The 25,130-nt window shown below is 74.2% G+C and carries 17 protein-coding genes; 7 read left to right on the top strand and 10 right to left on the bottom strand.

The window, feature by feature from the left end; translation table 11 throughout:
- Positions 1-78 precede the first annotated feature (78 nt).
- The 5 genes from BJ999_RS07160 to BJ999_RS07140 form a co-directional block, all read right to left on the bottom strand.
- Positions 79-771 carry an ABC transporter ATP-binding protein gene (locus BJ999_RS07160; RefSeq protein WP_229810282.1) on the bottom strand — a complete coding sequence of 231 codons (693 nt, stop codon included), beginning with the start codon at positions 769-771 and terminating at the stop codon, positions 79-81.
- Positions 768-1,697 (bottom strand): ABC transporter ATP-binding protein, encoded by a 930-nt coding sequence (locus BJ999_RS07155; RefSeq protein WP_179832545.1) that lies wholly within the window; start codon positions 1,695-1,697, stop codon positions 768-770. Before BJ999_RS07155 ends, BJ999_RS07160 begins: the two co-directional genes overlap by 4 nt.
- Positions 1,697-4,276, bottom strand: a complete 2,580-nt coding sequence (cas5, locus tag BJ999_RS07150; protein ID WP_179832544.1) for a CRISPR-associated protein Cas5 — start codon at positions 4,274-4,276, stop codon at positions 1,697-1,699. Before cas5 ends, BJ999_RS07155 begins: the two co-directional genes overlap by 1 nt.
- On the bottom strand, positions 4,273-7,620 hold the full coding sequence (locus BJ999_RS43445; protein WP_179832543.1) for an FtsX-like permease family protein: 3,348 nt from the start codon (positions 7,618-7,620) through the stop codon (positions 4,273-4,275). The genes cas5 and BJ999_RS43445 overlap by 4 nt, the downstream gene beginning before the upstream one ends.
- A gap of 132 nt (positions 7,621-7,752) precedes the next feature.
- Positions 7,753-10,962: an AfsR/SARP family transcriptional regulator gene (locus tag BJ999_RS07140; RefSeq protein ID WP_179832542.1), complete on the bottom strand. Its 3,210-nt coding sequence runs from the start codon at positions 10,960-10,962 to the stop codon at positions 7,753-7,755.
- Positions 10,963-11,103: 141 nt separating this feature from the next.
- On the opposite strand from BJ999_RS07140, the gene BJ999_RS07135 reads away from it, so the two are divergent.
- Positions 11,104-11,664, top strand: coding sequence for a dihydrofolate reductase family protein (locus BJ999_RS07135; RefSeq protein ID WP_179832541.1), 561 nt, complete (start codon positions 11,104-11,106; stop codon positions 11,662-11,664).
- Positions 11,665-11,670: 6 nt separating this feature from the next.
- Here the strand turns inward: BJ999_RS07135 and BJ999_RS07130 are convergent, their stop codons facing one another.
- The gene (locus BJ999_RS07130; protein ID WP_179832540.1) at positions 11,671-12,600 is read right to left on the bottom strand and encodes a helix-turn-helix domain-containing protein; all 930 of its coding nucleotides are present in this window, start codon (positions 12,598-12,600) and stop codon (positions 11,671-11,673) included.
- Positions 12,601-12,949: 349 nt separating this feature from the next.
- Between BJ999_RS07130 and BJ999_RS07125 the strand changes: the two genes are divergently transcribed.
- Positions 12,950-13,321: a YciI family protein gene (locus BJ999_RS07125; RefSeq protein ID WP_229810283.1), complete on the top strand. Its 372-nt coding sequence runs from the start codon at positions 12,950-12,952 to the stop codon at positions 13,319-13,321.
- Positions 13,322-13,406: 85 nt separating this feature from the next.
- Positions 13,407-14,711: an RNA polymerase sigma factor gene (locus BJ999_RS07120; protein ID WP_373292724.1), complete on the top strand. Its 1,305-nt coding sequence runs from the start codon at positions 13,407-13,409 to the stop codon at positions 14,709-14,711.
- Here BJ999_RS07120 and BJ999_RS07115 read toward each other — a convergent pair.
- Positions 14,692-15,855, bottom strand: a complete 1,164-nt coding sequence (locus BJ999_RS07115) for an FAD-dependent monooxygenase (protein ID WP_179832539.1) — start codon at positions 15,853-15,855, stop codon at positions 14,692-14,694. The genes BJ999_RS07120 and BJ999_RS07115 overlap by 20 nt on opposite strands.
- 552 nt (positions 15,856-16,407) lie before the next feature.
- Here BJ999_RS07115 and BJ999_RS07110 point away from each other — a divergent pair.
- On the top strand, positions 16,408-17,349 hold the full coding sequence (locus BJ999_RS07110) for a threonine/serine dehydratase (protein ID WP_179832538.1): 942 nt from the start codon (positions 16,408-16,410) through the stop codon (positions 17,347-17,349).
- A 23-nt stretch (positions 17,350-17,372) separates the two neighbouring features.
- Here BJ999_RS07110 and BJ999_RS07105 read toward each other — a convergent pair whose 3' ends face one another.
- The gene (locus BJ999_RS07105) at positions 17,373-18,704 is read right to left on the bottom strand and encodes a serine hydrolase domain-containing protein (RefSeq protein ID WP_229810725.1); all 1,332 of its coding nucleotides are present in this window, start codon (positions 18,702-18,704) and stop codon (positions 17,373-17,375) included.
- A 254-nt stretch (positions 18,705-18,958) separates the two neighbouring features.
- On the opposite strand from BJ999_RS07105, the gene BJ999_RS07100 reads away from it, so the two are divergent.
- Together BJ999_RS07100 and BJ999_RS07095 are read left to right on the top strand one after the other, a co-directional pair.
- Positions 18,959-19,399, top strand: a complete 441-nt coding sequence (locus BJ999_RS07100; protein WP_179832537.1) for an Hsp20/alpha crystallin family protein — start codon at positions 18,959-18,961, stop codon at positions 19,397-19,399.
- A gap of 115 nt (positions 19,400-19,514) precedes the next feature.
- Positions 19,515-19,835: a MerR family transcriptional regulator gene (locus BJ999_RS07095; protein ID WP_179832536.1), complete on the top strand. Its 321-nt coding sequence runs from the start codon at positions 19,515-19,517 to the stop codon at positions 19,833-19,835.
- A 106-nt stretch (positions 19,836-19,941) separates the two neighbouring features.
- On the opposite strand, the gene BJ999_RS07090 is transcribed toward BJ999_RS07095, so the two are convergent.
- Positions 19,942-20,856, bottom strand: coding sequence for an RNA polymerase sigma factor (locus BJ999_RS07090; RefSeq protein ID WP_373292905.1), 915 nt, complete (start codon positions 20,854-20,856; stop codon positions 19,942-19,944).
- A gap of 180 nt (positions 20,857-21,036) precedes the next feature.
- Here BJ999_RS07090 and BJ999_RS07085 point away from each other — a divergent pair, with 180 nt between their 5' ends.
- Positions 21,037-21,684 (top strand): TetR/AcrR family transcriptional regulator, encoded by a 648-nt coding sequence (locus BJ999_RS07085; RefSeq protein WP_179832535.1) that lies wholly within the window; start codon positions 21,037-21,039, stop codon positions 21,682-21,684.
- Here the strand turns inward: BJ999_RS07085 and BJ999_RS07080 are convergent.
- Positions 21,681-25,061, bottom strand: coding sequence for a pyruvate carboxylase (locus BJ999_RS07080; RefSeq protein WP_179832534.1), 3,381 nt, complete (start codon positions 25,059-25,061; stop codon positions 21,681-21,683). The two genes, BJ999_RS07085 and BJ999_RS07080, sit on opposite strands and share 4 nt — an antisense overlap.
- Between the last annotated feature and the right edge of the window lie 69 nt (positions 25,062-25,130).

Here is a 25,130-nt window from a genome sequence, read left to right as displayed (position 1 = left end):
CGGTTTCCCCCGGCCGCCGTCCTGGCCGCGCGGGCCCGCGTGTGCACGACCCGAGGAGACGACCTCGCCGGGTGACGGTCAGGCGGGGATGGGCGCCTCGGTGACGGCGCCGTCCTCCAGGGTCAGGACGCGATCGGCCTCCGCGAGGAGGGTCTCGTCATGGGTCGCCACCAGGACGGTCACGCCCTCGCTGGAGACGACCGCGCGGAGCAGCGGCATGATGGCGGCGGCGGTCTCGGAGTCGAGCTGGCCCGTGGGCTCGTCGGCGAGGAGCAGGCGGGGGCGGTTGGCCAGGGCGCGGGCGATCGCCACGCGCTGGCGCTGGCCGCCGGAGAGCTCGTAGGGGCGTTGCAGCGCGTGGTCGGCCAGGCCGACGAGGCCCAGCAGGACGCGGACGCGCTCGTCGCGCTCGGCGGACGGCGTGCGGACGAGGCGCAGCGGGACCTCGACGTTCTCGGCGGCCGACAGGACGGGGATGAGCCCGTGCGCCTGGAACACGTAGCCGATGTCGTCGCGGCGCAGGGCGAGCAGGTCGTCCTCGGAGAGCGCGCCGACGTCGCGCCCGTCGACGTGGACCGTGCCGCCGTCCGGGCCGTCCAGGCCGCCGATCAGGTTGAGGAGCGTCGTCTTGCCGGAGCCCGAGCGGCCCCGGACGGCGACGAGCTCGCCGGGCGCGATGGTGAAGGACGCCCCGCGCAGGGCCGGAACCTCGATCCTGCCCGTCCGGAAGGTCCGGACCAGCCCCTCCACGGCCACCATCGGCGCGGTCATTCGGTCTCCTCCCGGTCGGGCCAGACGCCGACGTGGTCGCTCTCCAGGGCGAGGCGGACGCGGTCGCGCAGGTCCAGGGCCTGGGTGAACCCCTTGGGCAGCTGGACGCGGCCGACGCGGTCGAGGAGGGCGTACTCCTCGACGACGCGGGTCCCGTCGTCCTCGGAGCGGCGGCGGACCTCGACGCTGGTGCGGCCGTCGCGGATGCCGATGACCCGGTCGACGCGCTCGGACACCTGCGCGTCGTGGGTGACGACCACGATGGTGGTGCCGAGCTCCTCGTTGACGCGGCGGAGGGAGGCGAACACCTGGGCGGCGGTGACGGTGTCGAGCTCGCCGGTCGGCTCGTCGGCCAGCACGACCTGGGGTTCGTTGGCGACGGCCACGGCGATCGCCATGCGCTGCTGCTGGCCGCCGGACAGCTCCGCCGGGTGGCGGTCCGCGCAGTCGCCGACGTCCAGCATGCCGAGCAGCTCGGCGGCGCGGGTGGCGCGCTCGCGGCGCGACCGCCCGGCGAACCTCATGGGCAGCTCGACGTTCTGCGCGGCGGTCAGGTACGGCAGGAGGTTGCGGGACGTCTGCTGCCAGATGAACCCGACCTTCTCGCGCCGGAACTCCAGCCGCTCCTTGGACGCCATGGTGAGCAGGTCCGAGCCGGCGACGCGGGCGACGCCGGCGGTCGGCACGTCCAGGCCGGACAGGATGTTCAGCAGCGTCGACTTCCCCGACCCGGACGCGCCCACGATGGCGACGAGCTCGCCGGGGTCGACGAGCAGGTCCAGACCCTGGAGGGCGACGACCTCGACGCCGTCGGTCTTGTAGATGCGCACCAGGTTGTCGCAGACGATGTGGGCGCCCTCGCCGTAGACGGGACCGCGCTCGGCGGCGCGGCGCTCCAGTTCGGCGAGGTCGGTCGTTTCGGTCATCAATCCCCCGTTCTCAGGGCGTTGCCGGGGTCGGTGTCGAAGGCGCGGTCGACCGCGACGGCGGCGGCGGCCGCCAGCAGGAGCGCGGCGAGCAGGCCGAGCAGCGCCGGCAGGCCCGGGACGTGGGCGGTGACGGCGAAGCCGCCGGTGTAGGGGCGCAGGTCCACGACCGGCCCGGTGATCTCGGGCAGCAGGAGGCCGAGCACCCACCCGGCGCCGACCGCGCACAGCAGGACGGGCGCGAGTTCCACGAGCGCGAGGCGGCGGCTCTGCCGGCGGCTCAGCCCGAGGGCGCGCAGGTGGGCGATCGTCCGGCCGCGGGCGCGGGCGCCCACGACGAGCATGAGCAGGACGGCGAGCAGCCCGAACACGCCGCCGGCGAGGGCGCCGTTCCGGAAGGTGTCGTGGACGACCGGCACCAGGGGCAGTCCCGCCATGTCCCGCAGCACCTGCCGCCGCAGCACGACGTCGTCCCCCGGGGCGGCGGCGCGCAGCGCCTTGACGTCGATGTCGTCGCCGGTGACGAAGACATGCGACGGGAAGCCCGTCGCGCCGGCGACCATCCGGTAGGGGACGATCACGAAGGCGCTGTTCTTCTCCTGCCCGGGGAAGCGCACGATCTGGGTGGACGGCGTGACGGCCACCGGGTCCATGCCCGCGCGGCCGAGCGTCACGGCGCCCGAGCCGAGGGTGTGGGCGGCGAGGGGCGACACCAGCACGCCCGTGTCGGTGTCCGGTATGCCGGGCACCTCGGGCGCGAGTCTCCGGTAGGCGTCGAGGTCCACGCCGACCACGGTCATCGGCGCCTGGTCGGTGGCGGACGAGGCCCGCTCGATGACCCGGACCCGGACGGCGCCGGTGACGCCGCGCACCGCGCGGATGCGGCGGAGCTTCGCCTCGTCCAGCGACCCCGCCTCGATGCGCGCGTCGGCGCCGGTCTCGGCCCAGGAGGCGCGTTCCTGCCCGGCGCGCAGCCCGGTGTCCACGGTGGAGGTGAAGCCGGCGATGGTGGCGGCCAGCAGCAGGACGGCCAGCGGCAGCGCCCCGACGAGGTTCTGCCGGGACGCGCGGGCGAGGCCGATGAACGCGACGGCCCCGGTCCGCCGCCGCAGCAGCGGCCCGGCGGCCCGCAGCAGGTACGGGTAGGCGCGCAGGACGAGGACGCCGAGCGCCGCGCCGAGCAGGGCGGGGACGGCGGCGACCAGCGGATCGGTCCCGGCGGAGGTGCCGCGCACGCGCAGCAGCACGACGCCGACCACGGCGAGCACCACCAGCAGGCCGTCCAGGACGAGCCGCCGCCGGGACGGGCGCGCCGCGACGAGGTCGTCGCGGTGTTCGGCGACCGGGCCGAGGCCGCCGCCGCGCTCCCGCAGGACCATGGTCGCCGAGACGCCCAGCACGGCGGCCACGAGCAGCCCGATCGCGTACAGGGAGGCGGTCTGCGGCGGACCGGCGTCCAGGAGCCGTCCCGCCGCGTACCCGAGCAGGGCGGGCGGGACGGCGGCGAGGGCGGTCAGCCCGCAGGCGGGCGCCGCGAGCTGGCGCAGCGACGCGCCGCGGGCCCGCATGACGCCGAGGACCGGCCGGAGCCGCTCGCCGAGCAGGCCGGCGGCGAGCAGCAGCAGCCCGGCGGCCACGGCGACGAGGCCGCCGAAGGCCAGGCCGACGACGGACTGGGCGGTGTGGAGCCGTCCGGCGAAGTCCTTCAGCTGGACGTCGAGGGAGGTGGAGACCTCGCAGGGGAAGAAGTCGGCGCGCCCCGCGACGGCGGAGCGGAAGGCGTCGAGGTCTCCGGTCATGGCGCGGGCCTGGTCGGCGCCGACCGCGCCGTCGCGCACCGGGAACCGCCAGTCGTAGGTCAGCTTCAGGCCCGGGTCGCGCGTGAGGCGCGCGTACCCGGCGGGGTCGATCAGTGCCGTGCCGGCGTCGGCCTCAAGGGTCGTCGACGGGGGGAGGCTGAGGTACTCGATGGTCGGGTGCAGGATCCGGGCGCGCGACCCCCAGAACGGGTCGGCGGCGTTCAGCGGCTGGTAGAGGCCTTTGACGCGGACGGTCCTGCCGCTGAGTTCGATCCGGTCGCCGACCTTGTAGCCGAACTGGTCGGCGTACGCCTTGGCCACCACCACGTTCATGTCGCCGCTCGTCTGTCCCGGCTTGTTGGAGGGGAGGCCGCCGGAGACGAGGCGGATGCGCCGCCACGCGCTCGGTTCCCAGCCCAGGTACAGGAGCCTCGGACGGTGCAGGCCCCCCTCGACGGTGTCGGCGGGCGAGGTGACCGACGCCTCGGGCTCTCCGGTGCCCTCGCTCAGGGACCGGGGCATCAGCTCCCGCCAGGTGAGGGCGTTGCCGTTCAGGGCCGCCTCGCCGGGGACGGCGGCGAAGGCGGCGGTGCCGCCCGCGGTGCCCTTCACGCGGATGACGGCCCCGGGCCCGGCGGCCGCGGCCGCGGCGCGGTCGTATCCGGCGGTGGTCCGGGACGGGACGACGACGGCGAGCAGCGCCGACACCAGCATCAGCACGGCCAGGGCGGTGAGCGGCGCCCACTGCGTCCGGGCGAGCCGCATCCCGGCACTCCTCATCGGTCCTCCCCCGCGCGCAGGCCGGCGCCGAGGTTCCGGCGCCGCAGAGTCCGGATGACCGGCGCGAGCACGAGCACGAGCACCACCGCCACCCCGCCGAGGACGGCCAGCACCACGGGCCATTGGACGACCAGGTCGGCGGGCGGGTACGGCTCGGCGGCCTGCACGCTCAGCACGATGTGCGGGACGACGAGCCGCGCCACGACAAGGCCGAGGACGGTCCCGCCGAGCAGGCCGAGCACGACCAGGTAGGCCTGCTCGATCGCGAGCATCCCGGCGACCTGGCGGGGCGGCACGCCGAGCGCCCGCAGCACCGCGAACTCGCGGTACCGCTCGCCCGCGGTCACCGCCGCGTTCACCACGAACGCGATGACGGCGAACGCCAGCGCCGCGGCGAAGCCGAGCACGAGGGCGCCCTGGAGCGCCGCGCCCAGCGGGGCGTCGCGGAGCCGGGAGCGCGCCTCGACGCGGTCGGCCGCGACCTCGCCCCAGGCGGGATGCCGGGCCAGGTCCCGGACGGCCGGGCCGGTGCGGCCGCCGCGCGCCGACGCCCACCACTCCCGGGGGGTGATGGGGTCGCCCGCCGAGCCGTCCACGGCGAGCCGGGACTGGGTGAGGGTGGGCAGGTCGACCAGGACGCCCGGCCTGCCGGGCGGCACGCTCGGCAGCGCGGGGGCGATGCCCGCGACCTTGACGGGCTGGTCGCCGTCGAGGGTGTTCACGGTGACGGTGCCGCCGACGCCGACCTTGGCGCGGTTCGCCATCTCCTCGGTGATGACGCCCGCCACGGGAGGCAGCAGGGCGGTGTTCTTGACGTCCTGCGAGCGCGGGGTGGACGTGCCGAACATCGCGTGGACGGCCGTGCCGGTCGCGTAGCCGTAGAAGCCCTTGCGGTCGAGGGTGGGCGACGACGGGATCGTGAGGGTCGCCAGGGCGTCCTCACCGTCGGTGACGCTCGGCTTGAGCGGGTGCTCCAGGTCCTGCGGTCCGGCGAAGGCGTCCCAGCGGGCCCCGGCGGGACGCGCGGCCGGGCCGGTGCCCTCCCCGGTGATGCTCCGCAGCTCCAGTTCGAGCCTGCCCGAGATCTTGTTGTCGTCGTAGCCGAAGTGGACGCCGCGGATCGACAGGGGGTAGGACGGCACGCCGTCCGTCCCGGCGAGCTGGGCGGCGTCCAGGGCGAGGGTGTGCGCGTCGCCGTCCGCGTCGACGCCGGGGAGGGGCACCTGCCGAGTCAGCCCGCGCGCGTCCACGACCGTCACCGTGAACTTGTAGCCCTCGCCGAGAGGCGGCACGTAGTCGGGGGGCACCTCGGGGTCCGGGCCGGAGTGGCTGAGGCGCACGTCGAACAGCAGCCTTTTCGGCTCGCCGGGGACGGTCAGCGCCTGGGCGGCCGGACGGGCCCGCGCCAGCTCGTCCAGGCGCAGGTCGTTCCGCAGGCCGGGGCCGACGCGCAGGAGCGGGCCGATCGCCTCGGCGTCCACGCCGAGCAGCGTCGCCGGTTCGGTGCCGAGGTCGGCGTCCATGCGCAGGACCCCGGTCGCTGCCGAGACGCCGGGCAACGCAGCGAACCGTCCGGCCTGCCCGAGCGGTCCCGGGCCGCCCTCCCGGGACGCGGCGGACAGCCGCAGGTCGGCGCCGCTCTGGAAGTCGGCCTGGTCGGTCTGCGACCGCCGCCAGGTCGCCATCGTCGTGACCGACAGCACCCCGACGGCCATCGCCATCACCAGCAGCAGGACCGGGCCGGTGTAGCGGAGCTGGCGCCGCCCGACCTGCCGGGTGCCGAGGACGGCCACGAGCCCGCGCCTGCGGGTCGCGACCCGCTCGGCCACGCGGGAGACGGCCGGCACGAAGCGGAGCAGGAGCACCCCGCCGGCGAGGAGGGCCAGGGCCGGGCCGGACACGATGAACGGGTCTATGCCGTCCGTCCCGCCGCCGGGCGCTCCGTCGCCGCCCGCGCCGTCCGCCCCGTACCGGGTGAGCTGCCAGATCGCGAGCCCGGCGACGAGCAGCAGGGCGAGGTCGGTGCCCGAGCCGCGCAGGCCGCCGCGGCCCTGCCGCCCGAGACCGGCCTGGGCCTCCACGAACGTCCGGTTCGCCCCCCGCAGCGTCGGGACCGTCAGGACGACGGCGCAGGCCAGCGCCGTCAGCACCGAGACCGTCCACAGCGGCAGGAGCGGCCCGGCGTCCAGCCGCAGCCCCGAGTCCCGCACCGCGGGCGCGTGCCCGGCCAGGCGCAGCAGCGGGCCGGCCAGCAGCGGGCCGAGCACCGCGGCGGGCAGCACGATCAGCAGGCCCTCGACGAGGCCGAGCCGGGCGAGCTGGCGCATGCCGAGGCCGCGGGTGCGCAGCAGCGCGACCTCGCCGCGCCGGTGGTCGGCGAGCAGCCGCGCGACCAGCAGCCACGCGCAGCCCCCCAGCAGCACGAGCTGGATCACCGGGATGAGCATCGTGGACCGCGCCACCTGGAGCGCGGTGCTCAGCTGCGCGGTCAGGTCGGGCAGGTCGGTCGCGACGCTGAACTGCGCCCCGTCGCCGGCCTTCCTGAAGGTGTCGCCGCCGGCGGCCACCCGGTCGCCGAGGGGGCCGAGCTCGCCGGGCTCGACGCCGCGCAGGTCCGGCATGACGGTGAAACGGGCCTCGGAGCCGGTGCCGGTGAACCGGGCGGCGAACACCTGGGGCGGCACCACGAACGGCCCGTGGCTCGTGTAGTCGAGCCGTTCGACGCCGGTGGTGACGAGCTTGTCGTCCTGCCAGAAGTAGTCCTGCGGGTCGAGGACGTCGAACAGCCCGACGACGCGCACCTTCACGACCGACTTCTTGTCGACGCGGCCGTGCAGCGTGAGGACGTCGTCCACGCCGGCGTGCATCGCGCGGGCGGCGGCGCCGGGCAGGGCCGCCTCGACCTCTCCGGAGCCCGGGCCCGAGGCCGCGCCGGGCCAGCGTCCCTCGCTGAGCCGCGCGTGCTTCTCGATCCCGGTGTAGGTCCCGAACGCCGTCAGGTCGGGGTGGTCGCTCTTCTCCTGGCCAGGAAGCGTGTAGGAGTCGCTGCGGACGCTCATCGAGACCGCCAGCGGGACGTCCCGGTAGATCTGCTTGAGAACCCCGTCGACCTGGCCCTGCACCTCCGTGAGGCCGTTCGCCGGGACGTGCGTGCCGAGCGTCGTCCCGACCGACTCGAACGTCGCGTCGGCCAGCGTGCGGCGCAGGCCCTCGCGGGTCACCGACCCGGTGTAGCCGACCAGGGCCGCGAGGACGGTCGTGGCGAACAGAGCGGTCGCGCAGGCGGCCAGCACCAGCGTCCGGTCGCCGATGATCCGGCTGAGCACCAACCCCCGTCGTCCCACGGAGGGTCATGATCATTGCCTGTGAGGGAGGCCACAAGGGGTCGTGACGATTCCGCGACCTTCCGCAACCTTATTGCAATAGGGAGGAATCACCCCAGATCTCCCTATTTGGGGGAGCGCCGCCGCGACGCCCTACCGGTCCGCCCAGACGGAGGCGCCTGCCGGAGGGACGGCCTCCGCGCGCCGCAGGATCTCCACCGGATCGCGGCCCGCGCCGGCGGCGAGCGCGTCCGGCCCGGCCGCGTCCCCGATCCGCGCCGCGGCCCGGTCGATGTCGTCCTGTTCGACGGGGCCGGGCGGCACACCGGCGGCCTCCCGGACCGCCGCCGCCTTCCCGAGGGCCTCCGCCGCGTCCCGGTGCCGTCCGGTGAGGGCCAGCGCGCAGGCCAGGCACTCCAGGGCGCCCGCCAGGTCGCGCGGTGCCGCCAGCCTGATCGCGACGGCCAGCGCGTCCCGCTGGTACCGCACGGCGGACACCGCGTCGCCGCGCGCCTCCGCCACGCGCCCCAGCCCGCTCTGGATCATCGGCAGGTACAGGGGCGGGAACTCCTCGGGCGAGGCCGCCGCCAGCAGGGGCCGCATCCGGTCCTCGGCGTCCTCCAGCCGTCCCTCGCGCTCCGCCGCCAGCCCGAGGCCGATGTCGGCGAACATGACCGCGGGCGCGAACCCCTGCTCCACGGCGACCCGGCGCGCCCGCCCGAACAGCCGCCGCGCGGACGCGTGGTCGCGGCGCAGGTAGGCGATCCAGCCGCGCCACGCCATCCGCATGGCGACGTCCGGCCACATCCGGAGCTCCTCGGCCATCCGCTGCGCGTCGTGATGGAGCCGCTCGGCCCGGTCGTAGTCGCCGGTCAGCTCCGCCAGCCCGCCGAGCCACTCCACCGCCTGGAGCCGTCCCCAGCGGTCGCCGACCTCGCCGAACAGCACGGCGGCCCGCTCGGCGTCGCGCTCCAGCGCGGCGGGCTCGCCGCGCGCGTGGGCGTGCATGGCGCGCTGGACGAGCGCCGCGGCCTCGCCCCACCGGTCTCCGGACGCGCGGAACCCCGCGAGCGCCTCCTCCAGGATCGCGGCGCCCTCGCCGGTGTCGTCCAGTTCGGCCCGGGCGAACGTCAGGAACCAGCGCGCCCACGCCTTCAGGCGGTCGTCACCGGTGGCGTCCACGAGCGCGAGGGCCTCGTCGCGGCGGGCCTTCCAGTCGCCGGGGGCGCCCTTGAGCACGGCCAGCCCCGCCCGCCACGCCAGCGCGCGGGCCCGGACGTCCGGCGAGCCGCCCCGCGCGAGGGCCGCCTCCAGCGACCGCAGCGCCTCGGTCAGCCGTCCGCGCAGGAACCAGTACCAGGCGAGCGCGTTGACCAGCCGCAACGCCTCGTCCGCCGAACCGGCCGCGTCGAGCGCGGCCCGCAGGTTCGCCGACTCGACGTCCAGCCTCGCCAGCCAGCGCGCCTGCTCGGGTCCGGTGAGGCCGCCCGCCGCACGCTCGGCCAAAGCCAGGTAGTGGCCGCTGTGCGCCGCCTCGGCGCGCCGCGTCTCCCCCGCCTCCGCCAGCCGCTCGGCCGCGTAGGCGGCGACGGACTCCAGCAGCCGGTACCGCGGGCCCTCCCCGGGGCGCTCCGTCATCACGACCAGCGAGCGGTCGACCAGCCGGACCAGGACGTCGAGGACATCCGCGTCCGGGACGTCCCCGCCCGCGCACACGACCTCGGCCGAGTCGGCCGTGCAGCCGTCGGCGTGCACCGACAGCCGGCGCAGCACCGCGCGCTCCGGCCCGGTCAGCAGGTCCCAGCTCCAGTCGATCACCGCGGTGAGCGTGCGCTGCCGGGCCGGGCCGCCGCGGTGCCCGGACGACAGCAGCCGGAACCGGTCGTCGATCCGTTCGACGAGGCCCTCGACCCCGAGCGTCCGCACCCTGGTCGCGGCCAGTTCCAGAGCGAGCGGGATGCCGTCCAGCCGGCGGCACAGCTCCCCGACCCGCCCGGCCGTGTCCCCGTCCAGCAGGAAGCCCCGCGAGGCCGCGCGCGCCCGCTCCGCGAACAGCCGGACCGCGCTCGACGCGGCCGGGTCGTCGTCGCGGCCCGGCACGTCCAGCGGCGGGACGGCCCACACGACCTCGCCCGGCAGGCCGAGCGGCTCCCGGCTCGTCGCCAGCACGCGCACCCCGGGCACCCCGCGCAGCAGCCGGTCCGCCAGCTCGGCGGCCTGCTCGACGACGTGCTCGCAGTTGTCCAGGACGAGCAGCAGCCGGCGGGCGCCGAGCGCCGCCGCCAGCCGGTCGAGCGCCGCGGCGGGCGCGCCCGGCGCGTCCCGGATGTCGAGGATCGCCGTCACGACCTCCGCGAGGTCGGGCACGGTCGAGCGCTCCAGCCCCGCCAGCTCCGCCATCCACACGCCGTCGCCGAAGGCGCCCGCGAGCCCGGCCGCCGTCTCGATCGCCAGGCGGGTCTTGCCCACCCCGCCCGGGCCGGTCAGCGTGACCAGCCGGTCGGTGCCGATCCGCGCCCGGATCTCCCGGACGGCGCCGTCCCGCCCGATCAGCCCGGTCTGCGGGACGGGCAGGTTCGACCGCGGGCGCGACGGCTCCGGGGCGGCGGGCCCGCCGAGGCCGGGGTCCTGCCGCAGGACGGCCCGCTGGAGCGCGGCCAGCTCGGCGCCCGGGTCCAGGCCCAGCTCGTCGGCGAGCAGCACCCGGTACCGCTCGTAGCCCTCCAGCGCCTCGTTCTGCCGTCCGGCCCCGTAGAGGGCCCGCATGTGCGCGGCCCTCAGCCGCTCGCGCAGCGGGTGCTCCTCGACGGCGACGCCGAGTTCGCCCGCCAGGGCACCGTGCTCGCCGAGCGCCAGCCGCACCTCGGCCTGCTCCTCCAGGGCGGTCAGCCGCAGTTCCTCAAGCCTCGCCACCGCCGCCCGGGTGAACTCCTCGTCCCGGAAGTCGGCGAGCGCGGGGCCGCGCCACCGCCCGAGCGCCTCCGCCAGCAGCGCCGCCCTCTCCTTCGGCTCCGCGGCCTCCCGGGCCCGTTCGACCAGCGCCTGGAAGCACCGGGCGTCCACCCACTCGGCGGCGGCGCCCAGCAGGTATCCGGCGGGGCGCGACTCCACCAGCGCCCGCGCGCCCGGCTCCGCGTCCTCCAGGACGCGGCGCAGCTGCGACACCTTCGCCGACAGCGCGCCCATCGGGTTCCCGGGCGGCGCGTCGCCCCACAGGTCGTCGATCAGCCGGTCGGCGGGCACCGGACGGCCCTCGTGCACGAGCAGGTCCGCCAGGAGCGCCCGCACCTTCAGTCCCGGCACGGGAACGAGCCCGCCGTCGTCGGTCCAGACCGCGAGCGGTCCGAGCAGCCCGAAACGCATCTTTCGACCCTATTGCGAACTCGCGCTCCCGCGCGTCGGGCCGGCCGCCGGAAAGGAAGCGTAAGAATGCGGTAAACCCTCTCGCGCACAGTGGTCCCACCGCGCCGGAAAGGCGAAACGATCACCCTGACGGAGGAGACCATGCGCAAGATCATTAACTCGACGTACGTGTCGCTCGACGGCGTCATCGAGAACCCGCAGAACTGGACCTCGGCCTACTTCCAGGACGAGGCCGCCGCCTACGCCCGGGAGCTGCTGTTCTCCTGCGACGCCGTGCTGATGGGACGCAAGACGTTCGACGGCTTCTCCCAGGCGTGGCCGGCCATGGAGGAGGCCACCGGCGACTTCGGCGTCCGGATGAACACCCTGCCCCACTACGTCGTGTCCGACTCCCTGCGCAAGCCCGGCTGGGGCGACACGACGGCGATCCCGCGGGCGGAGGCCGTCGCCGAGATCACCAAGCTGAAGGAGCAGGACGGTCAGGACATCCTGCAGTACGGCTTCGGCCCGGTGTCCCGGACGCTCGTCGAGCACGGCCTGCTGGACGAGCTGCGCCTGTGGATCCACCCGGTGCTCGTCGGCCCCCGTGAGACCGCCGACCTGCTCAACGCCGACGAGTTCTCGGCCACGTTCGAGCTGGCCGACACCAAGGTCTTCAAGACCGGCGTCATCGTCGCCACCTACGTCCCCACCGCGCAGTAGGGGCGGTCACCCGGCGGCCCGGCGCGGCGCCTTGTCGAGCCGGGCCAGGGCGGCCTGGAGGATCGCGCGGGTGCGGTCCGGGGGCTCGGCCTGGACGCCGACACGGTTCAGGGCGTCGCGGTAGCGGGCGATGTCGGACGCCCGGTCCGGGTAGAGCGCGCAGGTGAGGTGCTCCAGGTAGACCACGTCGGGCAGCTCGGGCTCGGCGAACCGCAGCAGCGTCATCGGGCCGCCCTCCGCCGCGTGCCCGCCCGAGCTGAAGGGCACGATCTGCACGGTGACGTTCGGCAGCTCCGCCATCTCGATCAGGTGCTCGATCTGGGCGCGCATCGTGGCGCGGCCGCCGACCGTCCGGCACAGCGTCGCCTCGTCCAGCACCGCCCACAGCCGCAGCGGGTCCGGGCGCTCGAACACGCGGCGGCGCCGCATCCGCAGCTCCACCCGCCGCTCGATCTCCTCGGGCCCCGCCTCCGAGTAGCGGGCCGCGAGGAGGGCGCGGGCGTAGTCCCTGGTCTGGAGCAGCTCCGGGATGTCCTGGACCTCGTACACGCGGACGAGCACCGCGCCCTGCTCCAGCCCCAGGTAGGGCTCGAACCAGGACGGGACCACGTCGCCGAACGGCTGCCACCAGCCGGGCGCGCTGGCGTGCTCGGCCAGCTCCAGCAGCGGTTCGCGCAGCGACGGGTCGGTCACGCCGTAGAGGGTCAGCAGGTCGGCGACGTCGCGCTCCTTGTAGCCGACGCGGCCGAGCTCCATCCGGCTGATCTTGGAGTGCGAGCCGCGGATCTCGTACCCGGCGGCCTCGGTGGAGATGCCGGCGGCCTCCCGGTACCGGCGCAGCTGCGCGCCGACCAGCATCCGCAGTACCGTCGGGCCCGCCGCCCGGTGGTCCTGGGCGACGGGGGCGCGGTCGCCCGCGGGCTCGGCGGCGCTCATGAGGCCCCGCGCCCCGCGGCGCTCCACCGCTCGTGCCGCGCCCGGCGTCCCGCCCTCGGCATGGACGGCCCGCCGGTCACCGGTGCCGGAACTCCCATGGGACGCCCTCCTCGACGTGCGAAAAAACTTTCCACCGGATGAAGTTACTTGTTGAAGACTCACTTGCCCACTAGTCCGGAATGTCCTCTTCGATGGGCATCTCGGCGGATACACGGGAGCGTCCGGTCCGATACCGCCATGACCTGGCACGATACGGGGCAGGAAAAAATCCAGAAGATTTCGGCGAGGGATGTCGATCCGGTCACACCTTCTTCGACGCGTTCGTGACAGGCCGGGAAGGACCGGGCCGGTGAACAGAGGAGACGACATGCGGTTCCTGATGATGACGACGGACGACGGTTCTGCCCCCGCCGGCCCGCCGGACGAGAAGCTGCAGGTGGAGATGGGCAAGTTCATCGAGGAGATGTCCCGGAGCGGGGCGCTGCTCGCGACCGGCGGGCTGGAGCCCGGCGGCACCCGGATCAAGTCGTCCGGCGGCAAGGTCACCGTCCTGGACGGCCCGTTCACCGAGGCGAAGGAGGCGGTCGTCGGGTTCGCGCTGATCGAGGTGGGCTCCCGCGAGGAGGCGATCGAGCTGTCCAAGCGGTTCTGGGCGATCATCGGCGACGGCCAGGGCGTCATCCAGCAGGTGTTCGGGCCGGACGACATCCCCGGCGCGTGAGGTCGCGGCCGGGGGGCGTCCGGCCGGGCCGGTGAGCGTCCGCTGAGTTTGCGCGGCGGCCGGTGCGGATGCTCTCATCGGCAGCGTGACGGCATCGGACGAGCCCGGGGCGCGTAGGGCGCCCGCGCGCGGCACGGGCGTGCACGCGAGCATCGACGCGGTGTGGCGGCTGGAGGCCGCGCGCATCATCGCCGGTCTCGCCCGCATGGTGCACGACATCGGGCTCGCCGAGGAACTCGCGCAGGACGCGCTGGTCGCCGCGCTCGAACAGTGGCCGGAGTCAGGCGTCCCGGACAACCCGGGCGCCTGGCTCATGGCCGTCGGCAAGCGCCGCGCCGTCGACCGGATCCGGCGGCTGCGGCGCCTCGACGACAAGATCGAGGAAATGGGCCGCGACCTGGAGACCCAGGCGCCGCCCGAGGAGTTCGACGTTCCGGACGACGACCGCATCGAGGACGACGTCCTCCGGCTGGTCTTCACCGCGTGCCACCCCGTGCTGTCCGCGCAGGCGCGGGTGGCGCTGACGCTGCGCATGCTCGGCGGCCTCACCACCGAGGAGATCGCGCACGCGTTCCTCGTCCCCGAGGCGACCGTGGCGCAGCGGATCGTCCGGGCGAAACGGACGCTGTCGGAGGCGAACGTCCCGTTCGAGGTGCCGGAGGGGCCCGGCCGCGCGGCCCGGCTGGCGTCCGTGCTGGAGGTCGTCTACCTCATCTTCAACGAGGGGTACGCCGCCAGCGCGGGCGACGCCTGGGTGCGGGCGGACCTGTGCCGCGAGGCGCTGCGCCTCGGCCGGATCCTCGCGGAGCTGGCCCCGGGCGAGCCCGAGGTGCACGGGCTCGCCGCGCTGATGGAGATCCAGGCGTCCCGCACCCGGGCGCGCACCGGGCCGTCCGGGGAGCCCGTCCCGCTTCTGGAGCAGGACCGCGGCCGGTGGGACAGGCTCCTCATCCACCGCGGGTTCGCGGCGCTGCTGCGCGCGAAGAAGATCGGCGAGCCGCCCGGCCCCTACGTCCTGCAGGCCGCGATCGCCGCCTGCCACGCGCAGGCGCCCGCCGCCGAGGACACCGACTGGGCGCAGATCGCGTCGCTCTACGAGGTCCTCGCCCGCGTCGCGCCGTCCCCCGTCGTGGAGCTCAACCGGGCCGTGGCGGTCGGCATGGCGGACGGCGCCGAGAAGGGTCTTGAGCTCGCCGACGCGCTGGCGGACGAGCCCGCCCTGCGCGGCTACCACCTGCTGCCGAGCGTCCGCGGCGACCTGCTCGCCCGCCTCGGGCGCCTGGAGGAGGCCCGGACGCAGTTCGAGCGCGCCGCGGAGCTCACCCGCAACGCGCCCGAACGCAAGGTCCTGCTGGACCGCGCCGCCTCGCTCAGTAGTCCCGCACCGTGAACGAGCCGACGATCTCGCCGAAGTCCTGGAAGCCGATCGCCTCGGTCTCGGCGCCCATCTCGGCGTTGCGCTGCGCGTCCACCCGCGCCTTGTTGGTCAGCGCCAGCTCCTGGTTGGCGGCGACGTACCCGCGCAGCTCCTTCTCGTAGTTCGCGAACGCGGCGCGGTGGTCGCCGGCCGCCGCCTTCAGCTCCCCGGCCAGCACGTACGCGCCGACGATGGCCATGCTCGTGCCCTGCCCGGAAAGCGGCGATCCGCAGTACCCCGCGTCCCCCAGCAGGACGACCCGCCCCTTCGACCAGGAGTCCATGTGGACCTGCGCCATCGAGTCGAAGTGGAAGTCGGGCGCCGCCCACATCGTCTCCAGCAGCTCGGGCAGCACCCAGCCGCCCCCGGCCAGCGCGTCCGCCATGATCTTCTTCTGCGCGGCGGTGTCGCGGTGGTCGTACTCGATCGGCCGCTCGGACTCGAACCCCATGTAGACGCGGACCTCCTCGTTGCCGCGGACGCTCATCACGCCGCCGCCCCAGCTGCTGCCCGGCATCTGGTGGAACACCTGCCAGCGGTCCAGGCCGAGGAAGTTCGGGGCCGTCCACACCGAGAGGTAGGTGCCGAGGTGGGTCAGGTAGTCCTTCTCCGGCCCGAAAACCAGCCGCCGCGTGGCCGAGTGCGCGCCGTCCGCGCCGACGACCAGGTCGAACGTGCGGATCAGCCCGCTGTGGAAGATCACCCGCACGCCGTCGTCGCCCTGCTCCAGCCCGGCGATCGAGTCGCCGTAGAGATACTCGACGCCGTCGCCGGCCGCGTCCGCCAGGATCCGGGACAGGTCGTCGCGCAGGATCTCCACGTCCGGGCTGCTCAGGTCGCCGCCGCTGATCGTGTACTCCTCGCTGCGGTACAGCTCGTTGCCGTCCCCGTCCACCATGGACATGCCGCGCATCTCGACGCGCTGCTCGCGGATCCGGTCGAGGACGCCCATCCGCTCGGCGACCTCCAGCGCCGGCCCGCGCACGTCGATCGCCTGCCCGCCGGCCCGCGGCCCGGGCGCCACCTCCACGACCGTCACACCGAACCCGTACCGCCGCAGCCAGTACGCCAGCGCGGGACCGCCGATGCTCGCACCCGAGATGAGGACGTTCTTCATGGGGACCTCCCTAGTCGGCGGGACGTGCCTCCCGCACCGATGAAGAGACTCGCCGCGCTCGCTGACCAACTCCGCACCGTCCGCTGACCGGCGTCCGGAGCGAAGCGGAGGACGCCGGTCAGCCGCCCTTGCCGGGGGGCTTGGGGGGTCGCCCCCCAAAAATGAACCGCCCGGCGTCCGGAGCGAAGCGGAGGACGCCGGTCAGCCGCCCTTGCCGGGGGGCTTGGGGGGTCGCCCCCCAAAAATGAACCGCCCGGCGTCCGGAGCGAAGCGGAGGACCCCGATCAACTGCCCTCACCAGGGGCTTGGGGGGTCGCCCCCCAAAAATGAACCGCCCGGCGTCCGGAGCGAAGCGGAGGACCCCGATCAACTGCCCTCACCAGGGGCTTGGGGGGGCGCCCCCCAAAATGAACTGCCCGGCGTCCGGAGCGAAGCGGAGGACCCCGGGCAGCCCTCACCAGGGGGTTGGGGTACGGGCGGGGGTTCGGGTGGCCTGAGCGGGTGTCATGTCCCAAACTGGTGTTGGGTGCTGGGGGCTTCGGAGGGAGAACGGTGATCGATCGCTCAGACGTCCAGGCCGCGGCGGAGCGTGTCGCGGGGCATGTCCGCCGCACGCCGATGGTCGAGGTCGAGCCGGGGCCGCTCGCGCCCGCCGGGCGGATGTGGCTGAAGCTCGAACTGACGCAGCACACGGGGTCGTTCAAGGCGCGCGGTGCGTTCAACCACATCCTGGCCGCACGGGACGAGGGGCGGCTTCCGGAGGCGGGCGTCGTCGCTGCGTCCGGCGGGAACGCGGGGCTGGCCTTCGCGTACGCGGCGGCGCGGGCCGGCGTCCCGGCCGAGGTGTACGTGCCGGAGACGGCGCCCGCGGTGAAGGTCGCGCGGCTGCGGGCCCTCGGCGCCGCGGTCGTGCAGGTCGGCACCCGGTACGCCGAGGCGCAGGACGCCGCGACCAAGCGCGCCGTCGACACCGGCGCGCTGTTCTGCCACGCCTACGACCTGCCGGAGGTGTGCGCGGGCCAGGGCACGCTGGGCCTGGAGTTGCTGGAGCAGACCGGTGGCGAGGCCGACACGGTCCTGCTGGCGGTCGGCGGCGGAGGGCTGATGGCGGGCGTCGCCGCCGCGCTCGAAGGGCGGGCGCGCGTCGTCGGCGTCGAGCCCGTGACGATCCCGACCCTCGAACGCGCCCTGCACGCCGGACGTCCCGTGGACGTGGAGGTGTCGGGGATCGCCGCCGACTCCCTCGGCGCGACCCGGGCCGGCGAGATCGCGTTCGCGGTCGCCTCCCGTACCGGGGTGCGTCCCGTCCTGGTCACCGACGAGGCGATCATCGAGGCCCGCCGGTTCGTGTGGGAGGAGTACCGCCTCGTCGTCGAGCACGGCACGGCCGCCGCCGTGGCGGCGCTCCGCAGCGGTGCCTACCGCCCGTCCCCCGGGGAGCGTGTCGTGGTCGTCCTGTGCGGCGCCAACACCGATCCGTCCAGCCTGGCCTGACACCTTCGCGGGTCAGCCGCGTGTCATCCGGCGGCGCGGAGGGCCTGGAGCGGCAGCAACCGCACCTGCGCCGGGGGCCGGGCCGTGCCGGTCGCGGGCCGGCTGCCGCACAGGGCCTCCACCACGTGCGCGGCCAGCGCGTTGTCGATCGGGTGCGGGACGGGCGTGCCGCCGGCGCTGAGCTGCTGGTACTTCATCAGGTTGAAGGCCAGGGAGATCTGCCGCTCGCCCCCGGCGGACGACAGGGACTGGGTCCCGGCGCCGAAGACCGCGCCGTCGTGACCCCAGAACGTCCCGCACGGGAGGTCGAGAGAGTAGAGCCCGAGGCCGTAGTTCATCAGGACGTTGCCGTCCGCGTCCTTCACCGGGACGGTCCGCTGCATCTGCGCCAGGGCGTCCGGCCCGATGAGGTCGCCGGTGAGGAGCCTGCGGTAGAAGCGGTTGAGGTCGTCCATGGTGGAGACCAGCGCGCCCGCCGTCCACGCCCAGCTCATGTCGAAGGTGCTGTAGTCGCGGGGCGGCGTCACATGCTGGTACAGCGACTCGTACATCCGCGGGTGCGGACCCGCTATCCAGGGCGAGGACGGGAAGTAGGTGTGCTTCAGCCCGGCTTTCCGGATGACGTTCCGGGTGATGTACTTCTCCGCCGTGGTCCCGGTCACCTTCTCCAGGAGTTCCCCGGCGATGACGTAGTTGGTGTTGGAGTACGACCAGCGCTCGCCCGGCTCTCCGGTGCGCGGCGCCCGCACCCCCCACGCGACGAGCTGCGCGGGCCGGACGTCGCGGAACCGGTACTCGTCCAGGCTGTCGGCCGACAGCTCCCGCAGTGAGGGGAACGCCGCGGCGACGTAGTCGCCGATGCCGCTCGTGTGGTCGAGCACCATCCGCACGGTCGTCTGCTCGCCGTAGCGTCCCGGAATGAGGCCGGGCAGGTAGCGGGCGACCGGGGCGTCGAGGTCGACGCGCCCCTGCTCGACCTGCTGGAGGATCGCGGTGGCGACGAACGACTTGGTGATGCTGCCGACCCGCTGACGCATGCCCGGGGTGACCGGGCGCCCCGTGCGCACGTCCGCCGCCCCCGCCGCGCCGTCCCACGCCGTGCGGCCGTCCCGGACCTCGGAGAACAGCCCGTACATGCCGGCGTCGTGCGTGGCGTCCAGGGTGGCCCGAAGCTTGGCGGGATCGAACGGGACGGTCGGCGGCAGCGCCGTGGCGATCGCGGACGGGCCCACGTCCGGCCCGGCCGCCGTCGCCGCGACCTGGGCCGTCGCCAACGTCAGAACGAGCACCGCCCCCGCGGCCGCGCCCCTGACGACGCCGCGCCCCGTCAGCCGTCCCAGCCCTCTGGCCATCATCCCCGTCTCTCCGCGCCGACCGTGTTCCCGAAGGAGCCGTTTCTAGATCATCCACTCTCTCATCCCGAGGGTGGAAGCGGCCCCAGAGCCACCAAAACGGAGCGATCGCGACACATGCGAGTGGGCGGGCACAGCGACCGGGGCTTGACAGCGGCTTCCCGGTTTCCTATAACTTGAGTTACAGGTTTCCTCTTGTACGAGGAACAGGTAACCGGCGCACAGCCAGGCGCCGAGGTCTTCGGAGGTGATGGTCCATGTTGCTGACGTCGATCGACCCGTTCGTGCAGGAGTTCGAGCGTCAGTTCGACCGGGCGGTCCGCCAGGCCGCCGGTCAGGGCGGCGGCGCCGGCATGCCGATGGACGGCATCCGCCGCGCCGACGACGTCGTCCTGCGGTTCGACCTGCCGGGGGTCGACCCCGGCTCCATCGAGGTCACCGTCGACCGCGGTGTGCTCTCGGTGACCGCGCGGCGCGAGGAGGAGTTCGACGAGGACGAGCGCGTCTTCGTCCGCGAGCGCACCATGGGCTCCTTCACCCGCCGGGTCTACCTGTCGGAGCACCTGGACGCCGAGGCGATCGAGGCCGCCTACGAGAACGGCGTCCTCGCCGTCCGCATCCCCGTGCTGGAGCGGGCGCGGCCGCGGAAGGTGGCCGTCCAGCAGTCGGGCGGCGGCCAGAAGGCGATCAGGCGCTGACGCGCGGTGTCCGGGCGGCCCCGGTCGGCGCGGCCTTCGACGAGCCGAGGCGACCGGGGCCGCACGCATTCGCCCGGCGGTCCGCCGGGACCGCACCGGCGCCGAGGAGGCCCGCATGAACCTGCCGTTCGACGACGAGCACGCCGCGCTGTTCACGGTGGGACAGGTGGCGCAGATGCTGGACGTCCAGCAGGCGTTCCTGCGCCGCATCGACGACCACCGGGTCGTCTCCCCTCAGCGCTCGACCGGCGGTCAGCGCCGCTACAGCCGCCACGAGGTCGGCCGCATTCAGGAGGTCGTCTCGATGATGGGCGAGGGCATGACGCTGCCCGCCATCCGGCGCATCTTCGAGCTCCAGCACGAGGTGGCCGAGCTCACCCGTGAGCGCGACGAACTCGCCCGGCGGCTGGCCGGAGGCCCCGGCGCCGCGACCTGACGTCCCCGGGTCGGCACGCGGGGCCGTGCGGAAGGGCGCCGCGGCCTCCCCGGGCGTCGGCCTCCCCGGGCGTCGGCCTCCCCGGGCGTCGGTCGGGCCGGCAGGGTCAGCCGAGCAGGTCCGCGAGGGTCTCGCGGCGGGACGGGTGGCGCAGCTTGTGCATGCCCTTGGACTCGATCTGCCGGATGCGCTCGCGCGTCACCCCGTAGACCTTGCCGACCTCCTCCAGGGTCTTGGGCTCGCCGCCCGACAGTCCGAACCGCAGCGAGATGACGCCCGCCTCGCGCTCGGTGAGCGTCTCCAGGACGGCGTCGAGCCGCCCGCGCAGCATCGACGTCGCCACGACGTCGGCGGGGTCGCCGCCGTCGGGGTCCTCGATGACGTCGGCGAGCTCGCCGTCGCCGTCCTCTCCGAGCGGGGTGTGCAGGGACAGCGGCTCGCGGGCCTGCCGCCGCAGCCACTCGACCTTCTCGGGCGTGACGTCGAGCTCGACGGCCAGTTCCTGCGAGTTCGGCTCGCGGCCGAGGTCCTGCATCATCCGCCGCCGGACGCGCGTCATCCGGTTGAGCACCTCGACGACGTGCACGGGGATGCGGATGGTGCGGCTCTGGTCGGCCAGCGCGCGGCTGATCGCCTGTTTGATCCACCAGACGGCGTAGGTGGAGAACTTCAGGCCGCGGCGGTACTCGAACTTCTCCACGGCGCGGATCAGGCCGAGATTGCCCTCCTGCACGAGGTCGTTGAGCTGGAGGCCGTGGCCCATGTAGCGCTTGGCGAGCGACACGACGAGGCGCAGGTTCGCCTCGACCATGTGCTCCTTGGCGCGGGCACCGTCGGCGGCGATCCACTCCAGGTCCTGCTTGTCCTGGAGGCTCAGTTCGTCGCCCAGGGTCATGAGGCGCTCTCGGGCGAACAGGCCGGCCTCGATGCGCTTGGCCAGGTCGACCTCCTGCTCGGCGGTGAGCAGCGCGGTGCGCCCGATGCGGGACAGGTAGTCCTTCATCGGGTCGACGAGGTTCACGGTGGAGCGGGGGGTTGCGCTCGGCGCGTGGCTGGCGTTCAGGGCTGTGTCCTTTGCTCGTCCGGCCGGGAGGGAACGGTCACCCGATCTCGGTACCCGTCAGGCTCACCGCCCAAACTTGGAACCGACCTAAGTATGTGTCAAGTACGAACTTAGGTCGCATTATGTAAGGATGGCGGCATGGGACTGCGGGAGATGAAGAAGCAGCAGACGCGCCAGAGCATTTCGCACCAGGCGACCCGCCTGTTCCTGCGGCACGGCTTCGACCGGGTGACGATCGCCGACGTCGCCGCGGCGGCACAGGTGGCGAAGATGACCGTCACCAACTACTTCCCCAGGAAGGAGGACCTGGCGCTCGACCTGCACGAGGTGTTCGTGGCCCTCCTGGCGCGCACGGTCGCCGAGCGGGCGCCGGGCGAGTCGGCGCTGGCCGCGCTGCGCCGGGGCTTCCTGGAGGCCCTCCGGCGGCATGACGCCGTGATCGGCTTCTCCGGTCCCGACTTCGCCCGGATGATCACCGAGAGCCCGGCGCTGGTGGCGCGGCTCCGCGAGTTCCACGAGGAGCGGGAGGACGCCCTCGCCGCCGTCCTCGCCGAGGAGACCGGCGCGGGTCCGGACGACGTCCTGCCCCGCCTCGTCGCCGCGCAGCTCGGCGGCGTCCACCGCGTCCTCTTCCGGGAGACCGTGTGCCGCACCGTGCGGGGCGAGACCCACGAAGAGATCGAGGCGGCCCTCGCGGAGTCCGCGAAGACCGCCTTCGACCTGCTCGAACCGTCCCTGGGCGGCTACGCGACGCGTCCGGCGTCCCCGGAACGGAAGGTGCCCTAGGCGCCGTCCTGGATGACCAGGAGGAGGTCGCCCGCCTGGACGGGCGTCGCCTCCGGGACGGCCAGCCGGGCGACGGTGCCCGCGACCGGTGCCGTGATCGCGGCCTCCATCTTCATGGCCTCGATGGTGGCGACCACGTCTCCCGCGGCGACCTCGTCGCCCTTGGCCGCCCGCAGCGTCACCGATCCGTCGAACGGGGCGGCGACGTGGCCGGGCTCGGCGGGGTCGGCGCGCTCGACCGGCGGCGCGTCGGACTTGACGGACTTGTCGCGGACGGAGAGCGTGCGGAGCTGGCCGTTCACCGAGCAGATGACCTGCCGGACGCCCGCCTCGTCGACGTCGCCGACGGCCTCCAGACCGGCCAGGACGCGGACGCCGGGTTCGAGGTCGAACGCCACCTCGTGCCCCGCGCGGAGCCCGTACAGGAACGGGCCGGTCGGCAGGACGGAGAGGTCGCCGTAGGCGGCGCGGGCTTCGCGGTAGTCCTTCGCCGGGCCCGGGAAGAGCAGGCGGTCGAGCGTGTCGCGAACCTCAGGACCGGCCAGGGCCTTCTCTTCGGCGCCGTCCAGTTCGGCCCGGGCGGGCGTGTGCTGGCGTCCCGCGAGGGCCTTGGTGCGGAACGGCTCGGGCCAGCCGCCGGGCGGGTCGCCCAGTTCGCCGCTCAGGAACCCGATGACGCTGTCGGGGATGTCGTAGCGGTCGGGGTTCTCGGCGAAGTCGTCCGGGTCGGCGCCCGCCGCGACGAGGTGCAGGGCCAGGTCCCCCACGACCTTGCTGGACGGGGTGACCTTCACGAGCCGCCCGAGGATGGCGTCCGCGGCGGCGTAGAGGCGCTCGATCTCCTCGAAGCGGTCGCCGAGGCCGAGGGCGACGGCCTGCTGCCGCAGGTTGGACAGCTGCCCGCCCGGGATCTCGTGCCGGTAGACGCGTCCGGTCGGCGACGGGAGCCCCATCTCGAACGGCGCGTAGAGCCTCCGGACGGCCTCCCAGTACGGCTCCATGACGGTGAGCGCGTCCAGGTCGATCCCGGTGGCGTGCTCGGTGAAGTCGGTCGCGGCCACGATCGCCTGGAGCGGCGGCTGGCTCGTGGTGCCCGAGAGCGGCGCGGCGGCGCCGTCGACGGCGTCGACGCCCGCTTCGATGGCGGCGATGTAGGTGCCGATCTGCCCGCCGGCCGTGTCGTGGGTGTGCAGGTGAACGGGCAGGTCGAACCGCTCACGGAGGGCCCTGACGAGGGTGCGCGCCGCGGGCGCCCGGAGCAGGCCGGCCATGTCCTTGACGCAGAGGACGTGGACTCCCGCGTTGACGAGTTCCTCCGCCAGACGCAGGTAGTAGTCGAGCGTGTAGAGCCTTTCGTCCGGGGAGGACAGGTCGCCGGTGTAGCAGAGCGTGCCCTCCACTAGCGCGTGAGTCTGGAGGGCCGCGTCGATGGCCGGACGCATGCGGTCCACGTCGTTCAGGGCGTCGAACACACGGAAGATGTCGACTCCCGTACTGGCCGCCTCCTTGACGAAGGCCCGAGCCACCGAATCGGGGTACGGCGTGTAGCCCACGGTATTGCGACCACGCAGAAGCATCTGGATGCACAGGTTGGGCGCCGCCTCGCGGATCGCGGCCAGCCTGTCCCAGGGCGACTCGCCCAGGAACCGGAGCGCGACGTCGTACGTTGCCCCGCCCCACGCCTCGACAGAGAGAAGCTGCGGCGTCATCCGGGCGAGGTAGGGCGCGGCTGACAGCAGGTCGTAGGTGCGTACTCGCGTAGCGAGGAGCGACTGATGCGCGTCGCGGAACGTCGTGTCAGTGACGGCCAGGGCGTCCTGGTTCCGGAGTTGCTCGGCGAACGCGCGCGCGCCGAGCGCCAGCAGCCGGTCTCGCGACCCCTCTGGGAACGGCCCGTCGAGGTCGAGCGGCGGCAGCTTCGTCGCCGGGTCCAGGTCGGTGGGCGCCTCGCCGTGCGGCTTGTTGACCGTGACGTCCGCCAGGTACCGGACGAGCCGCGTCGCACGGTCGCCGCTGGAACGGGCCGTGAGCAGGGCGGGATGTTCGGCGATGTAGGACGTGGTGACGCCGCCCGCGCGGAAGTCGGGCTCGTCCAGCAGCGCCTGGAGGAACGGGATGTTGGAGGCGACGCCCCTGATGCGGAACTCGGCGACGGCCCGGCGCGCCCTCCGCACCGCGTCCTCGAACGTCCGGCCGCGGCACGTCAGCTTCACCAGCAGCGAGTCGAAGTGCGGCGACACGATCGCGCCGCCGTAGGCCGTTCCCGTGTCGAGCCGCACCCCGGCGCCGCCCGGGGACCGGTACGCCGAGATCTTCCCGGTGTCGGGCCGGAAGCCGTTCGCCGGGTCCTCGGTCGTGATGCGGCACTGCACGGCGAACCCGCTCACGGCGACCTCGTCCTGCGCGATGCCGAGGGCGGCGAGCGTCTCGCCGCCCGCGATGCGCAGCTGGCTCTGCACCAGGTCGACGCCCGTGACCTCCTCGGTGACGGTGTGCTCGACCTGGATGCGGGGGTTCATCTCGATGAAGACGTGCTCGCCGCGGTCGTCCACGAGGAACTCGACCGTGCCCGCGTTCTCGTAGCCGATCTCCTGGGCGAACCTGACCGCGTCCTCGCAGAGCCGCCGGGTCGTCTCCGGGTCCAGCCCGGGCGCGGGCGCGATCTCGACGACCTTCTGGTGGCGGCGCTGCACCGAGCAGTCGCGCTCGCGCAGGTGGACGATGTGCCCGGCGCCGTCCGCGAGGACCTGCACCTCGATGTGGCGGGGACGGTCCACCGCCTGCTCCAGGAACACCGTCGGGTCGCCGAACGCGCTCTCGGCCTCGCGGCGCGCCGTGTCCACGGCGGCCTCCAACTCCTCGCGGTGGTCGACGCGGCGCAGCCCGCGCCCGCCGCCGCCCGCCGCGGCCTTCACGAACAGCGGGAATCCGACCTCGTCGGCCGCCTCCAGCTCCCGTCCCGGCTCGGGCGTCGTCGAACGCAGCACCGGCAGGCCCGCGCGCCGCGCCGCCGCGACCGCCTCGATCTTGTTGCCCGCCAGGTTCAGCACCCGCGACGGAGGTCCGACGAACTTGATCCCGGCGCGCTCGCACGCCGCCGCCAGCTCGGGGCTCTCCGACAGGAAGCCGTAGCCCGGATAGACGGCGTCGGCGCCGACCCGCAGCGCCGTCTCCACGATCCCGTCCACGTCCAGGTAGGCGCGGACGGGATGGCCGTGCTCCCCGATCTCGTACGCCTCGTCCGCCTTCTGCCGGTGCAGGGACAGGCGGTCCTCGTGCGCGTACACGGCGACGCTGGCGATGCCGAGTTCGTACGCCGCACGGAAGGCGCGCACGGCGATCTCGCCACGGTTGGCGACGAGCAGCTTACTGATCACGTGTGTCTCCCAGGAGTGGTTCGGGGCGCGTCCGGCCGCGCCCGACGGCCTCCTGGGCTCCACGCTGAG

Origin of the sequence: Actinomadura citrea, assembly GCF_013409045.1 — a bacterium.
GTDB lineage: Bacteria > Actinomycetota > Actinomycetes > Streptosporangiales > Streptosporangiaceae > Spirillospora > Spirillospora citrea.
Note: the sequence above shows the minus strand (reverse complement) of the source record. Positions and strands in the feature narration are given on the sequence as shown.

Bases quoted from the DNA above. Each gene is read 5' to 3' on its own strand.
- cas5 (WP_179832544.1), bottom strand. From the start codon at position 4,276: ATGAGGAGTGCCGGGATGCGGCTCGCCCGGACGCAGTGGGCGCCGCTC.
- BJ999_RS07130 (WP_179832540.1), bottom strand. From the start codon at position 12,600: ATGAGCGCCGCCGAGCCCGCGGGCGACCGCGCCCCCGTCGCCCAGGAC.
- BJ999_RS07135 (WP_179832541.1), top strand. From the start codon at position 11,104: ATGCGCAAGATCATTAACTCGACGTACGTGTCGCTCGACGGCGTCATC.
- BJ999_RS07105 (WP_229810725.1), bottom strand. From the start codon at position 18,704: ATGATGGCCAGAGGGCTGGGACGGCTGACGGGGCGCGGCGTCGTCAGG.
- BJ999_RS07115 (WP_179832539.1), bottom strand. From the start codon at position 15,855: ATGAAGAACGTCCTCATCTCGGGTGCGAGCATCGGCGGTCCCGCGCTG.
- BJ999_RS07140 (WP_179832542.1), bottom strand. From the start codon at position 10,962: ATGCGTTTCGGGCTGCTCGGACCGCTCGCGGTCTGGACCGACGACGGC.
- BJ999_RS07085 (WP_179832535.1), top strand. From the start codon at position 21,037: ATGGGACTGCGGGAGATGAAGAAGCAGCAGACGCGCCAGAGCATTTCG.
- BJ999_RS07160 (WP_229810282.1), bottom strand. From the start codon at position 771: ATGACCGCGCCGATGGTGGCCGTGGAGGGGCTGGTCCGGACCTTCCGG.
- BJ999_RS07100 (WP_179832537.1), top strand. From the start codon at position 18,959: ATGTTGCTGACGTCGATCGACCCGTTCGTGCAGGAGTTCGAGCGTCAG.
- BJ999_RS07095 (WP_179832536.1), top strand. From the start codon at position 19,515: ATGAACCTGCCGTTCGACGACGAGCACGCCGCGCTGTTCACGGTGGGA.
- BJ999_RS07155 (WP_179832545.1), bottom strand. From the start codon at position 1,697: ATGACCGAAACGACCGACCTCGCCGAACTGGAGCGCCGCGCCGCCGAG.